11 protein-coding genes are annotated in these 13,937 nt (G+C 34.5%); 4 read left to right on the forward strand and 7 right to left on the reverse strand.

The genetic code is table 11. The features are described from left to right. Positions 1-110: 110 nt before the first annotated feature. Both BUA03_RS08400 and BUA03_RS08405 read left to right on the forward strand, forming a co-directional pair. On the forward strand, positions 111-1,973 hold the full coding sequence (locus tag BUA03_RS08400) for a DNA topoisomerase IV subunit B (protein WP_066081629.1): 1,863 nt from the start codon (positions 111-113) through the stop codon (positions 1,971-1,973). Between the two features lie 222 nt (positions 1,974-2,195). After that, a complete protein-coding gene (locus BUA03_RS08405; RefSeq protein ID WP_066081627.1) occupies positions 2,196-4,907 on the forward strand; it encodes a DNA gyrase/topoisomerase IV subunit A in 2,712 nt (903 codons plus the stop codon). A gap of 35 nt (positions 4,908-4,942) precedes the next feature. Here the strand turns inward: BUA03_RS08405 and BUA03_RS08410 are convergent, their stop codons facing one another. The 5 genes from BUA03_RS08410 to murQ form a co-directional block, all read right to left on the reverse strand. Next, positions 4,943-5,716 carry a TerC family protein gene (locus BUA03_RS08410; RefSeq protein ID WP_066081625.1) on the reverse strand — a complete coding sequence of 258 codons (774 nt, stop codon included), beginning with the start codon at positions 5,714-5,716 and terminating at the stop codon, positions 4,943-4,945. A gap of 26 nt (positions 5,717-5,742) precedes the next feature. Beyond that, on the reverse strand, positions 5,743-6,117 hold the full coding sequence (locus BUA03_RS08415) for a DNA topoisomerase IV (RefSeq protein ID WP_066081623.1): 375 nt from the start codon (positions 6,115-6,117) through the stop codon (positions 5,743-5,745). A gap of 361 nt (positions 6,118-6,478) precedes the next feature. Continuing rightward, positions 6,479-7,051, reverse strand: coding sequence for a pentapeptide repeat-containing protein (locus BUA03_RS08420; RefSeq protein ID WP_066081621.1), 573 nt, complete (start codon positions 7,049-7,051; stop codon positions 6,479-6,481). Beyond that, the gene (locus BUA03_RS08425; RefSeq protein WP_066081618.1) at positions 7,051-7,272 is read right to left on the reverse strand and encodes a DUF6095 family protein; all 222 of its coding nucleotides are present in this window, start codon (positions 7,270-7,272) and stop codon (positions 7,051-7,053) included. The genes BUA03_RS08420 and BUA03_RS08425 overlap by 1 nt, the downstream gene beginning before the upstream one ends. Before the next feature lie 52 nt (positions 7,273-7,324). Beyond that, complete coding sequence (gene murQ, locus BUA03_RS08430; protein WP_066081616.1) at positions 7,325-8,140, reverse strand: N-acetylmuramic acid 6-phosphate etherase; 816 nt, start codon at positions 8,138-8,140, stop codon at positions 7,325-7,327. A gap of 212 nt (positions 8,141-8,352) precedes the next feature. On the opposite strand from murQ, the gene BUA03_RS08435 reads away from it, so the two are divergent. Both BUA03_RS08435 and BUA03_RS08440 read left to right on the forward strand, forming a co-directional pair. Further along, the gene (locus tag BUA03_RS08435; protein WP_066081614.1) at positions 8,353-9,495 is read left to right on the forward strand and encodes a helix-turn-helix domain-containing protein; all 1,143 of its coding nucleotides are present in this window, start codon (positions 8,353-8,355) and stop codon (positions 9,493-9,495) included. A 156-nt stretch (positions 9,496-9,651) separates the two neighbouring features. Further along, positions 9,652-12,042, forward strand: a complete 2,391-nt coding sequence (locus BUA03_RS08440; RefSeq protein WP_066081611.1) for a TonB-dependent receptor — start codon at positions 9,652-9,654, stop codon at positions 12,040-12,042. Positions 12,043-12,099: 57 nt separating this feature from the next. Here BUA03_RS08440 and BUA03_RS08445 read toward each other — a convergent pair whose 3' ends face one another. Next, positions 12,100-12,768, reverse strand: a complete 669-nt coding sequence (locus BUA03_RS08445) for a ZIP family metal transporter (RefSeq protein WP_066081609.1) — start codon at positions 12,766-12,768, stop codon at positions 12,100-12,102. Positions 12,769-12,925: 157 nt separating this feature from the next. Next, positions 12,926-13,690: a class I SAM-dependent methyltransferase gene (locus BUA03_RS08450; RefSeq protein WP_066081607.1), complete on the reverse strand. Its 765-nt coding sequence runs from the start codon at positions 13,688-13,690 to the stop codon at positions 12,926-12,928. Positions 13,691-13,937 lie beyond the last annotated feature (247 nt).

A 13,937-nucleotide genomic window follows, 5' to 3' on the forward strand; every position in this document is an offset into this window, starting at 1 on the left:
ATCAAAAATCTCAGATCCTTTGTCAATATCATTCTTGATAACTTTGGGGTCATAGTCTTTTAAAGTATATTGAGATATCCTATATTAGCACCAAATCCACAAAATCTACAATGTCCGATCAAAATCAATATACCGAAGATAATATTCGGTCACTCGACTGGAAAGAGCATATTCGCATGCGTCCCGGAATGTACATCGGGAAATTGGGAGATGGTTCCTCGCCAGATGATGGTATTTATATCCTTTTAAAAGAAGTTCTCGACAACTGTATCGATGAATTTGTCATGGGTGCGGGAAAAACTATTGAGGTAACCATTAAGGATAAAACCGTTACCGTTAGAGATTACGGTCGTGGAATTCCGTTGGGAAAAGTGATTGATGTGGTTTCCAAGATGAATACTGGAGGGAAATACGATTCTTTGGCATTTAAAAAATCCGTTGGTTTGAATGGAGTTGGGACAAAAGCAGTAAATGCTTTGTCTAATTATTTCCGTGTAGAATCCGTTCGGGATGAGAAACAAAAAGCAGCGGAATTTTCAGCAGGGAATTTAGTTCTCGAAGAAGCTATTATTGAAACTACGAAGCGTAAAGGAACTAAAGTTACTTTTATTCCAGATGAAGCGATTTTCAAAAATTACAAATTCCGTTTCGAATATATAATCAAAATGCTTAAAAACTATTGTTATCTAAACAATGGTTTAACTATTTTATTCAATGGCGAAAAATATTTTTCTGAAAATGGTCTGAAAGACTTATTGGAAGAAACCATCCATGCGGATGATTTGGAATACCCAATCATTCACTTGAAAGGAGAAGATATAGAAATCGCCCTAACACATAGTAAATCGCAGTACAGCGAAGAATACCATTCCTTTGTAAACGGACAAAACACAACGCAAGGAGGAACACATCTCGCCGCCTATCGTGAAGCAATTGTAAAAACCATCCGGGAGTTTTATAATAAAAATTTTGAAGCGTCAGATGTTCGAAAATCTATTGTTACGGCGGTAAGTATTAAAGTAATGGAGCCGGTTTTTGAGTCACAAACCAAAACCAAATTAGGTTCTACGGATATGGGTTCTGAGCCAGGAATGCCTTCGGTGCGTACTTTTGTAAATGATTTTGTGAAAACAAAATTAGACAATTACTTACACAAGAATCCTCCAACAGCAGACGCGCTCTTGCGAAAAATTCTTCAAGCCGAAAGAGAGCGTAAAGAATTGTCTGGTATTCGAAAATTAGCTACAGATCGTGCCAAAAAAGCGAATTTACACAACAAGAAATTAAGAGATTGCCGCGCCCACCTTCCTGATACGAAACATCCTAAAAATCTGGAAAGTACCCTTTTTATCACGGAGGGAGATTCGGCTTCTGGATCCATTACAAAATCACGTGATGTCAATACACAAGCTGTTTTTAGCTTGCGTGGAAAGCCTTTGAATTCGTACGGAATGAGCAAGAAAATTGTGTATGAAAATGAAGAATTCAATTTATTGCAAGCAGCGCTAGACATTGAAGATGGATTAGAAAAATTACGGTACAACAACATTGTAATCGCTACGGATGCCGATGTCGATGGAATGCACATTCGCTTGTTGTTGATTACGTTCTTTCTACAATTTTTCCCGGAATTAATTAAAGAAGGACATTTGTATATTTTGCAAACCCCACTTTTTAGAGTTCGAAACAAGAAAGAGACGATTTATTGCTATTCGGATGAAGAACGAAAAGTAGCTATCGAAAAATTAAAACCAAAACCGGAAATCACACGATTTAAAGGATTGGGAGAGATTTCCCCAGATGAGTTTAAAAATTTCATTGGAGAAACCATTCGTTTAGATCCTATTATGATGGATAAAAACACCTCGATTGAGCAATTGTTATCTTTCTATATGGGTAAAAATACGCCAGACCGACAGGAATTTATTATTAAGAATCTGAAGGTAGATTTAGATGTGATGGAGAAGAATTAACAGATAATAATTGTATTATTATTAGCAAAAAAAATCTAATTTATGCTGTAATAGCTTTTGTTGCTGGTTTTATCGCGACATTTTTTATTATAAATAGTTTGAAATGATAAAGACGGCCCTTATTTAAAAAGTAAATTAAGAATAAAAAAACAGACCCGTAAAGAAGAATATTCTTTTCATAATAAAATTAAAGTTGAATGACTATTCAATAGGAGATATTAAATGAAAGACGAAGACGAAGATAACATCATCCCAAACGAAGACGAATCGCAAGACGAAATCAATGATTCAAATGAATCAAACGAGCAAGGTTTTGACGACATTGTAACTTCAGGAGGACAGCATTTTTACGATAATCAAGAAGACGGTAACGATACCATTACCAAAGTTACCGGAATGTATAAAGACTGGTTTCTAGATTATGCTTCCTATGTAATTCTGGAGCGTGCAGTTCCTGCGATTGAGGATGGCTTTAAACCGGTACAACGCCGCATCATGCACTCGTTGAAAGAGTTAGATGACGGTCGCTACAATAAAGTGGCCAATGTTGTTGGGCACACCATGCAATACCATCCGCACGGAGATCAAAGTATTGGTGATGCGATGGTACAAATAGGTCAGAAAGAATTACTAATTGACTGTCAAGGAAACTGGGGAAATATACTAACAGGTGACGGTGCAGCAGCTTCTCGTTACATCGAAGCGCGTTTATCCAAATTTGCTTTGGAAGTTTTGTATTCTCCAAAAATTACTGATTGGGGGGTTTCCTATGATGGACGACGTGCGGAGCCGAACAATCTTCCAGTAAAGTTTCCTTTATTACTAGCTTCCGGTGCCGAAGGAATTGCTGTTGGTCTTTCGACAAAAGTGTTACCTCATAATTTTAACGAATTAATAGATTCATCGATTAAAATATTAAAGGGAAAACCGTTTACGATTTATCCCGATTTTATGACACAAGGGATTGCTGACGTGTCGAATTATAATGACGGTTTGCGTGGCGGTCGTGTGCGGGTACGCGCTAAAATTGCGCAACTTGATAAAAATACATTGGTAATAACCCAAATACCATTTTCTACCAATACGACGACTTTGATTGACAGTATTTTGAAAGCCAATGACAAAGGTAAAATCAAAATCAAGAAAATAGAGGACAATACCGCGGCTGATGTCGAGATATTAATCCATCTTTTTCCAGGTGTTTCTCCTGATAAAACCATTGATGCCTTGTTTGCTTTTACGGCTTGCGAAACTTCTGTAGCGCCATTAGGTTGTGTAATTGAAGATAATAAACCATTGTTTATTGGCGTTTCTGAAATGTTGAAAATTTCAACGCACAGAACCGTGCAATTGCTAAAAAGTGAATTGGAAATTCAGTTGGGTGAATTGGAGGAGCAATGGCATTTTCTTTCTTTAGAGCGTATTTTTATTGAGAATAAAATCTACCGTGACATTGAAGAGATGACAACCCGAGAAACGGTAATTAAAGCCGTTGATGATGGATTGAAACCACACACGCAACATTTAAAACGTGCGGTTACCGAAGAGGATATCTTGCGTTTATTGGATATCCGAATTATGCGTATTTCTAAATTTGATAGTAATAAAGCACAAGATAAAATCGAATCATTGGAAGGTGATATCGAACAAGTCAAACACAATTTAGAGCATCTGATCGACTTTGCAATTGCTTATTTCGCCAAGTTGAAAGAGAAGTACGGGAAAGGTCGGGAGCGCCAAACAGAGCTCCGTATTTTTGATGATATCGAAGCTACAAAAGTAGTGCTGCGAAATACTAAATTATATGTAAATAAGGAGGAAGGTTTCGTAGGTACGAGTTTGAAAAAAGACCAATATGTGACGGATTGTTCGGATATTGATGATGTTATTGTTTTTCTTCGTGATGGAAAAATGATGATTACTAAAGTGGATGCTAAAACCTTTGTGGGTAAGGATATTATTCACATTGCTATTTTTGATAAAAGCGACAAGCGTACGATTTATAATATGATTTATCGTGACGGAAAATCTGGTCCTTCTTACATAAAGCGTTTTAATGTTTCGGGAGTTACGCGTGACAAAGCGTATGATTTAACGAATGAAACCGCTGGCTCACAAGTGCTTTATTTTTCTTGCAATCCAAATGGGGAAGCAGAAGTAATTACTATTTTACTTCGCCAAATAGGAACGGTCAAGAAACTGAAATTCGATATTGATTTTGCCAGTTTAGCCATTAAAGGCAGAGCTTCCAAAGGGAATTTGGTTACCAAATATCCGATCAAAAAAATCGAATTAAAAGAGAAAGGGATTTCGACTTTATTACCCAGAAAAGTTTGGTTTGACGATACTGTTCAACGCTTAAATGTAGATGGAAGAGGAGAGTTGCTTGGCGAATTCAGACCCAGTGACAAAATTTTAATTGTTTCGCAAAACGGAAAAATTAAAGTACTTACTCCCGAGTTGTCCACTCATTTTGACGAGGATATGATTGTTCTTGAAAAATGGGTTCCTAAAAAACCAATTTCAGCCATTTATTACGATGGAGAAAAAGAGCGCTATTACGTCAAACGCTTTTTGGTAGAAACTGAAAATAAAGAAGAAAGTTTTATTACAGAACATCCTAGCTCCCGTCTTGAAATCGTTTCTACCGATTATCGTCCGGTAGCCGAATTGATTTTTACGAAAGTAAAAGGGGTACAAAAAGAAAACATGACCGTAGACATAGAATCCTATATTGCCATAAAAGGATTTAAAGCTTTAGGGAATCAATTGACAACAGATAAATTAAAGCAAGTAAATCTTCTGGAGTCGTTGCCTTATGACATTCCAGTTGCCGTAATTCCAGAAGAGTTGGAAGTTTTAGGAAATACTAGTCCCGATGATTCCGATATTCAATTAGACGAAGATGGTCAAATAACCTTAAGTTTAGAATAAAATAAAGCGCTCAGTGAGCGCTTTATTTTTGAATATTATTTCTTTTTCTTTCGCATCTTCATATTGAGGAATTCTACAGCCAAGGAGAAAGCAATTGCAAAATACAAATATGCTTTTGGTACAGCACCCACCGTTTGTCCCACTAATACCGCTTCAGATAAGTGCATGCTTTCTGTGATTAGCATGAAACCAATCAAAATCAAAAAGGCCAAACCCAAAATCTGAATGGATGGATTATTGTTAACAAATGTCCCAACAGGGACGGCAAACACAAGCATCACACCAACAGAAATGACTACTGCTGTAACCATGATATACAAAGCACCTTCCAATCCATTAGTCATCCCAACGGCAGTAAGAATACTGTCTACAGAGAAAATAAGGTCAATCAATAAAATCTGAAAAATTACATTTCCAAATGATTTAGCGGCTGACGTTCTTAAACCTTTCTCTTCTTCGCCTTTGTGATCTACTTTTTCATGGATTTCATTGGTGCTTTTGTAAATAAGGAAAATACCACCACTTAATAGTATCAATGCTTGACCATTAAAATGACCGCTGAACCAGCCCCAGTCAAAACTAAAAAGAGGTTCCTTCATTTTAATCAGCAGCGTAATTCCAAAAAGTAATGCAATACGCATGAACATTGCTAAAAATAAACCAATTTGCGTCGCCTTTTTACGTTTCTCAGGGGGTAATTTTCCGGTAACTATCGATATGAATATAATATTATCAATTCCTAAAATAATTTCAAGAAAAGTCAATGTCAACAGCGCAACCCATGCGTCGGGGTTTAAAAATACTTCCATTATATTTTATTTATAAAGTGTAAAACTTAATCGGCTATTTTCGTAACCGTTCCTCTTTGTTTCCCATCAGAACCTACCATACCAAATTCAAAGGTATATGTTTTTTTTGTGGTTGTCAAGATTTTCATTCCAATAGCTTTTTCTTCAGCCATGTTTTTTGGATGTAATTTGAGCAACACATATTCACAATCGTTTACCCATCGGATTGATGCTGTATCCGTTTTACCTTCAAAAGTTTCAATTTCGATACTATCATTGCGTTCAAAAATTGCAGTTTTCTTTATGCCATCAACTTCATATTCAAATTTGAATTTTCCGGTTTTGAAGTCTTTGCAGTTGCGCTCTGCGTCATAGCAAGACAGTAGTGATAGTAGCGGAAGTAATAGTACTATTTTTTTCATTTAAAATTATTTTTTATTTTTATTAGGGCCTAATCGAGTTGTATGTTGCAATCCCGAAACTTCGGGGCTCGCTCTAAAATGGTTATTTCTAATGACAAAAAAGGGGTTTCCTTGGCCGCTCTTTTCTGTTAAGAAAAAATTGATTTAATCCCTACGGGGTTTTCACTTCCAACTGGGCAATGTTTATTATGATTGTCCGCTTTGAGGACTAACTTTATTTTTTTTTCACAGATTTAAAGTGTTTTCAAGAATCTCTCCCGTAAATCTAATTCACTTTTTCTTTAATCTGTGTGAATTTGCGAAATCTGTGAAATCTGTGGCAAAAAATAGTATTGGTACTAGTTACGGATCGTCTTACTCTTTATTGTATTTTAATATCATATTTGTCTAAAAGACCACTAATTCCTTGACTTGAAAATTTAGCTTTTTTCATGGGATTGAACTCGGGATCAATTTTATAATTGTAGGCTCCTGTAAAATCAACTCCTGCCAATTGTGTGTCATTGAAGACCGCGTTATCTAAATTACAATTTTCAAAAACTGAATTCGTTAGATTGGTTCCAACAAAATTGACCTCTTTCATCGAGCAAGTGTTGAATTGTGTCTTTGGCATTTTTTTATTAGCAAAGGAGGAATAATCCAAAACGCAGTCCTGAAAATTGACATTAAACAAGAAATCAGTACACCTGCTGAAATGAATTCCTAGTAGTTTACAATCTTTGAAATTAACGGTTTTTAAACTCGTTCCTGTTAAATCGATCATGGCTAAATTGCACTCGATAAACTCGCAATCCATAAAAGTATTGTTTGAGAAATTACTATTGGAGAAATCGCAATTCTGGAACACACAATCTTCAAATTCTCGATTGTTAATTCTTTTGCCGCTCCAGATGACTTTGTCAAATGTTTTTTGAATGTGAATTAGGTCTTCCATTAGTCGTCAGATAAGCTTCTTACAATAGTTTTTAATCCCAAATACATCAGGAACATAGCGGCAAGACACACAATTATTCCAATGGCTAAAACCAAATAATGCCAGACATTCCCTTTGTTCATAAAGGCGTTATAAATCACTGCCGGACCTAAAAAGAGAAGCGGTACGGAACCTGATAAATATTTAACTCCTTTGGATAATAATTCTTTGTTCGTTGCCATTTATTTTAGTTTAGAATAATTTAAGGTAACAGGTTTAAGGTAAATTACAATGCTATTTTTTGTTAAAACTAGCCACTGCTTTTCTCACGCTGCCGTATTTTTTCAATAGTGCGCCAGCTTCTTCATAGGAAGTTGGAATTTCCCCCATAATCATTTTTACACCACGATCTACTAGTTTGCTGTTGCTTAGTTGCATGTCAACCATTTTGTTGCCTTTTACTTTGCCTAATTGAATCATTGTCGCTGTGGAAATCATGTTGAGCACCAGTTTTTGCGCTGTTCCTGCTTTCATGCGGGAACTTCCCGTTACAAATTCAGGTCCTACAACAACATCAATCGGGAATTTTGCCGTTTGCGAAATCGGACTTTCAGCATTGCAAGATATACTTCCTGTAGAAATATTATTTTCATTGCAAGCTTGCAATCCACCGATAACATAAGGTGTTGTTCCTGAAGCGGCAATCCCAACCACTACATCATTTTCATTTATGTTAAATGCCTTCAAATCAATCCAAGCTTGCGTTGCGTTGTCTTCGGCATTTTCTACCGCTCTGCGAATGGCAGTATCGCCACCGGCAATAATCCCAATTACCAAATCGAAAGGAACGCCAAAAGTAGGCGGACATTCTGATGCGTCAAGGATTCCAATACGGCCCGAAGTTCCAGCACCAATATAGAATAATCGACCGCCCAATTTCATTTTGGAAACGATTTCAGTGACTAAACTTTCTATTTGTGGCAATGCTTTTTCTACCGCAAGCGGAACGGTTTTGTCTTCCTGATTGATATTAGAAAGCAAGTCAGCAACCGGCATATTTTCTAAATGTTCGTATTTTGAGGATTGCTCGGTGGTTTTAGTGTAGGTCATTTTCGTATTATTGGACAACTCCAAAATTAACCTTTTTTATCACAATCTCGAAATTTTCTATTTATAGTTTCAGGTTTTTCATCCGCGATTTTCTTTATATTCGATATATACTGAATTACTTTTTTTAATTATTAATTTCCGAAATGGAGAAAGGTTGTTGAATCTTTTTTAGATGAACTAAAATACTATATTTGTTATATATTAAAATATAAATGGATAGATTAAGCTTACTGCAGGGAATTGGCAGCATCTCAGTTTTTGTTTCTTTATTGCTTGCGTTTTTTTTATTAACGGTTAAAACCGAAAATAAATTAGCAAATCGTTTATTTTCCTGTTTTTTTATTTTTTCTGCTATCGATCTTAGTGGATTTTTTATTGATGCTGCAACCCGAACCCAACTGAATTTCGAGATTTTTAGATCTACAGCCTGTTTGTGTGGAATGCCTTTATTTTATCTTTTTGTACTGGCAGTCTGTTATTCTGATTTTAGATTAAAGTGGAAGCACGTATTGCATTTGCTTCCTTTTTTATTGGTTAATTTGGTTTTTATTCCAAGGATTTATCTTAGCACAAACATGGATAGAGATAGTTTTGCTGCAACGCTCAATCAAATGCCAGAGATATACCTGATTCAGATTTTGATTGAATTTCAATATGTATTTTATATCGTCAGCGTATTTTTGATTTTGAAAAAATATAGAGAAATCTATTTAGAAAATTACGCTGATTCGAGTACTGAGACTTATAAATGGCTTTTTCAGATAACTACTGTTTTTCTTATCGCACATTCTATTGTGGCATTAAAAAATGTATTGCGTTATAGCGGTTTCAGAGAGATATTCCTTTGGACAAATGTACTTGTAGGGGCTATTGCTTTGCTTATAACATGCTGGTTTATCATGAAAGCGCTCAATCATCCCGAACTTTTTAGAGGCGTTAATTCTAAATTGAAATTAGCAAAAGATATTCTACCAAAAGTCGAAGAAAAAACGGAATTTAAAGATGTTCAAAACAATGCGATTTCCAGTCAAATTTCGATATTGAAACAATATATGGTAGAGAGAGAGCCTTTTCTTGATCCATCACTTACCATTCAGGAGCTTGCCAATCAAATTGATTTTCCGGCTCGGGATTTATCTGTTTTAATTAATCATCATATGGATCAGCACTTTTTTGATTTAGTCAATGAATATCGTATTCAAAAAGCGATGGGTATTTTGAAAGATCAGTCTAGAAGTCAGCTTACCGTTTTGGAAATTTTATACGAAGTTGGTTTTAATTCTAAATCTTCTTTTAATACCTCTTTTAAAAAATATACAAATTTAACGCCTACAGCTTACAGAAACGCCTTGTAATAAGGAGTTTGTAAAAAGTCGTACTTCATACCTGATAAAGTCGAACTGATTTTCTGATTAGAAATTGGTTCGACTTTTTTTTGTCGGTCGAATTCTGAAAATTTCTAAGGCAACTTTGCTTCAAATTAATCGAAACAAGTTTTAAAATTAGAAATCATGAAAAAAGCAACCCTCCTTATTTTTTTAGTATTGCCTTTATTTTGTTTAGCACAAACATCATTTAAAATAAAAGGAAAAATAACAAATGAAACAATTCCATTAGAATGGGCGGATGTTTCTATATCTATTTCAGAAGGAAAAATTATTGATGGAACAACATCTAAACAAGATGGTTCTTTTGAAATTAACCTTAAAAAAGGAACCTATAAAATAGAAATCAGTCTTTTGGGATTTACAGATTTTGAAAAAGAGATTACAATAGAAAATGATACTGATTTAGGAACAATTATTCTGAAGGAAAATACAACCAATTTGGGTGAAGTTATCATTGAATCTCAAAAGAAAACAATCGAACAGAAAACGGATCGTTTGGTTTATAATCTTGAAAACAATGTTACGACTGTTGGTGGAGATGCTTTGAGTGCAATAAATACAGCACCGGGAGTTGTGGTACAAAATAACACAATCAATATTTTAGGAAAAGGAGCGTCACGCGTTATGATAGATGGAAGAATGATCGAATTGACAGGAGAAGAATTAAATAATTTTTTAAAATCAATCTCCGCGAGTGATATTAAAAATATTGAAATTATCAGCAATCCGCCGGCGAAATATGATGCTGAAGGATTGGGAGGAATTATTAATGTTATCATGAAAAAAGGAGTTCGTGATTCCTGGAAAAACACTTCTACTGTTTCTTACGATCAAAATAAATATAGTATTTATACTTTAAGAGATAACTTTTTTTACAATAAAAACAAGTTCCGATTTTCTGCCAGCATTAATGCAAAAACAGGATATTTGAATGCTACTGAAGAATTAAAAATGTATTTTCCTGATGGACTTTCGCACATGAAAAGCGTAACAAAGGTAAAAACCGAAAATCTTTCCGGTAAATTGGCTTTAGATTATGATCTTTCAGAAGGTACTACTGTTGGATTTCAATATTTAAACGATAGAAATAACCCTGATTTTAAATCGGATATTAGCATTGAGAATTACAACACGCAAAATGAATTGGATAATGTTACGCTGAATAATAGCTTCACTGATAAAGGATCAAAAAATCAAACCTATAATGCACATTTGATTACCAAACTAGATTCCTTGAAAAGAAAGTTATCTTTTGATGTAGACTATTTTAATTACAGTTCAAAATTCGATAGAAATTTTGTCGCTAATAATTACACGCCATTCATGACTTTTGTTGATATAAATCAGTCGGGAAGAAACATTTCGAATCAGGATATCGACAATTGGAGTTTTAAGGCAGATATGGAACATCCTCTTCAAGCGTTGAATTTGTCTTATGGTGCAAAAATGAGTTTTACAAATAGTGTGAGTAATGTACTTTATTACAATACAATTACAGGAACTCCGGAATTAGATTTGAACCAATCCAACCGATTTAAATACACTGAAAACAATCAGGTGGTTTATGTAAATGCGGATAAAAAACTCAATGAAAAATGGAATTTCCAAATGGGATTAAGATTGGAGAACACTCAATCAAATGGATTTTCTGAAACAATGAATCAGGAAACTGAAAATAATTATTTGAAATTATTTCCAACGTTTTATGCTTCATACAAGAAAAACGAAAACAATACTTTTAGTTTGAATTATGGAAAAAGAATCAACAGACCACGTTTTGACTTATTGAATCCGTTCAGAATTTACATCAATAGCAATAGTTATTCTGAAGGAAATCCGTTTTTAAGTCCATCATTTAGTGATAATTTTGAGTTGGTACATTCGTATAAAGAAATTTTGAGAACAAGTGTTTTTGTTAATGCAATTAAAAACGGTTATGGAGTTTTGTTTACTTCAAACCCGGAGACCAATACCCAGATTGTAACCCGTGAGAATTATTTTAAAAACTTAAATTATGGAATAGGGGAAAGTTACTCGGCAAGTTTTGCAGATTGGTGGTCTAGTGAAAATTCATTGTACCTTTTAGGTGCAAAAACAGCATTTATTAAAGCTATCAATGCTACACCATCAAACAGTTTACAAATTGATTTTTCGACAAATAATACGTTTATATTAGGTAAAATGGCAAAATTACAGATCGATTTTACGTATACCACACCTTTTAAAGGAGGTTTATATGAAGTAGGATATACCTCAAGTTTAGATATTGGTTTCAAACAGGATTTCTTTAATAAAACCTTGCAGATTGCATTTTTGGCAAATGATATTTTTAATACCTCTTATTTAAAAAAATTTACTTCAGTTATAAACGGTGTAAAACAGGTATATGATCAGAAAGAAAGTAATCGATTTGTACGTGTATCAATGGTTTATAATTTTGGAAACAAAAAAATCAATGTAAAACAGCGTGATTTTGGAAATATGGAGGAGAATAAAAGGACTGGAGGAAATTAGAAAATTGAAAGCTGGGAAACAGAAATCTCTTTATTTCTGTTTCTTAACTTTATAAAATCATAAAAAATACGCCAACGCAATTCCTATCACAATCATCGAAACTTTCGCGATATTGAATTTGTGTCCTTCGCTGCTTTCAAAAATTATGGTGGACGAAATATGAAATAATATTCCAATGACAACGGCCGTTATTTCAGTATAATAAACGTTTAAAATGGGTAAATAATCTGATAACATAGTTCCTAGCGGGGTCATTATGGCAAACGTAACCATGAAGAAAAAGATTGCTTTTTTATTGAGGCTTGAGTTGATAAAAAAAGTAGTCAGAATTATGGCTATTGGTAAATGATGGATTGCTATTCCTATGGCTAAATCATTGTGGTGACTGAGTGGAAATCCTTCTAAGAAGGCGTGAATACAAAGGCTGATGAATAGCAGCCACGGGATTTGAGTCATTATTGCATGCCCGTGAACGTGTCCATGCTCTGCTCCTTTGGAAAAAAATTCTAATATGATTTGGAATAAGATGCCCAACATAATAAAGAGGCCGATGGAGGGCGTAGCGCTTTCATAAATTTCCGGCAATAAGTGCATTACGGTTAAGGAAAGTAAAAACGAACCGCTAAAGGCTAATAGTAGTTTTAGGTTGGTCTTGTTTTTTGGCTTTAAAACCAATGCAATACTGTATCCTATAAGCACGGAAAGTAAGGGTAAAAGGTAATTCATATTTTTTGCTTAACCATTGATGTGTATTGTTGTTTAATCGTTTAGCTATTCAACTGTTAAAGTGTTTAGTTGTGTAATTGATTACTTCTTTAACTTTTTAACCTTTTTCTCGATTAGCCTTGTAAATAAGTAACCCTTTTCTCGATTATCCTGCTACCTATTTGAAAATCATAATCAGTCGTTCACTTTCTGTTTTATGGAATTTCTTCAATTTATAATCACCAAAAATATCCAATAAATAAATTCCGGCTTCCTCCATTAATTCCTCAAAATCTTTAAGTGTTAAGGCTTTTACTTTCTCGGTAAAGTGGAATTGTTCGCCTTTGTCTTCAAAATTAATGTCTTTGTAAATGTGGCCGTCTTTTAGATAGCGCGTCATGTGAAATTCGATTCCATCAACAGTTTTCGTTTCTTCAGGAACTAGAGTTTCCAGTACTTGAGCGACATTCATAAAATCAATCACCGCAAATCCATATTCCGAAAGGCTTTCCTTGATGGCTTTGAGGGTGATGAGATTGTCTTCATCATTTTCGAAATAACCAAAACTCGTAAATAAATTAAATATGGCATCGTATTTCTCTTCAAAAGTTTCTCGCATATCATGCACTTTGAAATGTAGTGTTTCATTCGTGTTTATGCTAGCTTCGGCAATACTGTTCTCCGATAAATCAGCACCAAGAACGTCAAAGCCCAGCTGGTTCAAATAAATAGAATGACGGCCTTTGCCACAGGCTAAATCCAGTACTTTTGCTTTTTCAGGAAGGTTTAGATAATGCGTGAGATTATCCATAAAAATTTGAGCTTCTCTGTAATTGCGGTCTTTGTATAAAATATGATAATAAGGAGTGTCAAACCAAGAAGAGTACCACTTTTCGGTTGAATTTAGTTCGTTTTTGGTAGACGGTTTTTCAGCTTCAGACATTTATTCTTTTTCAATTAATTCGATTCAGGCAAATTTAGTGTATTTTTGCAGAAAATAACTATTTCACAGCGATTCAAATGTTGTGACGGTAGGATATATTTTTTACCACATAGAAACATAGAAAATCGTAATAGAAGAGGATTTTTTAGATTTTTTTTTCGCTTACCGATGTTTTCTCCTAAAAATAAAATAATTTTTTGTTTAAAGGTACGGTATCTCTGGTGCGAATTGGGGAAAATTTGATTGC

Origin of the sequence: Flavobacterium fryxellicola, assembly GCF_900143245.1 — a bacterium.
In the GTDB taxonomy this organism is placed as follows: domain Bacteria; phylum Bacteroidota; class Bacteroidia; order Flavobacteriales; family Flavobacteriaceae; genus Flavobacterium; species Flavobacterium fryxellicola.

What these genes read in the sequence shown, in the direction of transcription:
- BUA03_RS08400 (WP_066081629.1), top strand. Translation starts at nt 111, where the DNA reads ATGTCCGATCAAAATCAATATACCGAAGATAATATTCGGTCACTCGAC.
- BUA03_RS08405 (WP_066081627.1), top strand. Translation starts at nt 2,196, where the DNA reads ATGAAAGACGAAGACGAAGATAACATCATCCCAAACGAAGACGAATCG.
- BUA03_RS08410 (WP_066081625.1), bottom strand. Translation starts at nt 5,716, where the DNA reads ATGGAAGTATTTTTAAACCCCGACGCATGGGTTGCGCTGTTGACATTG.
- BUA03_RS08415 (WP_066081623.1), bottom strand. Translation starts at nt 6,117, where the DNA reads ATGAAAAAAATAGTACTATTACTTCCGCTACTATCACTACTGTCTTGC.
- BUA03_RS08420 (WP_066081621.1), bottom strand. Translation starts at nt 7,051, where the DNA reads ATGGAAGACCTAATTCACATTCAAAAAACATTTGACAAAGTCATCTGG.
- BUA03_RS08425 (WP_066081618.1), bottom strand. Translation starts at nt 7,272, where the DNA reads ATGGCAACGAACAAAGAATTATTATCCAAAGGAGTTAAATATTTATCA.
- murQ (WP_066081616.1), bottom strand. Translation starts at nt 8,140, where the DNA reads ATGACCTACACTAAAACCACCGAGCAATCCTCAAAATACGAACATTTA.
- BUA03_RS08435 (WP_066081614.1), top strand. Translation starts at nt 8,353, where the DNA reads ATGGATAGATTAAGCTTACTGCAGGGAATTGGCAGCATCTCAGTTTTT.
- BUA03_RS08440 (WP_066081611.1), top strand. Translation starts at nt 9,652, where the DNA reads ATGAAAAAAGCAACCCTCCTTATTTTTTTAGTATTGCCTTTATTTTGT.
- BUA03_RS08445 (WP_066081609.1), bottom strand. Translation starts at nt 12,768, where the DNA reads ATGAATTACCTTTTACCCTTACTTTCCGTGCTTATAGGATACAGTATT.
- BUA03_RS08450 (WP_066081607.1), bottom strand. Translation starts at nt 13,690, where the DNA reads ATGTCTGAAGCTGAAAAACCGTCTACCAAAAACGAACTAAATTCAACC.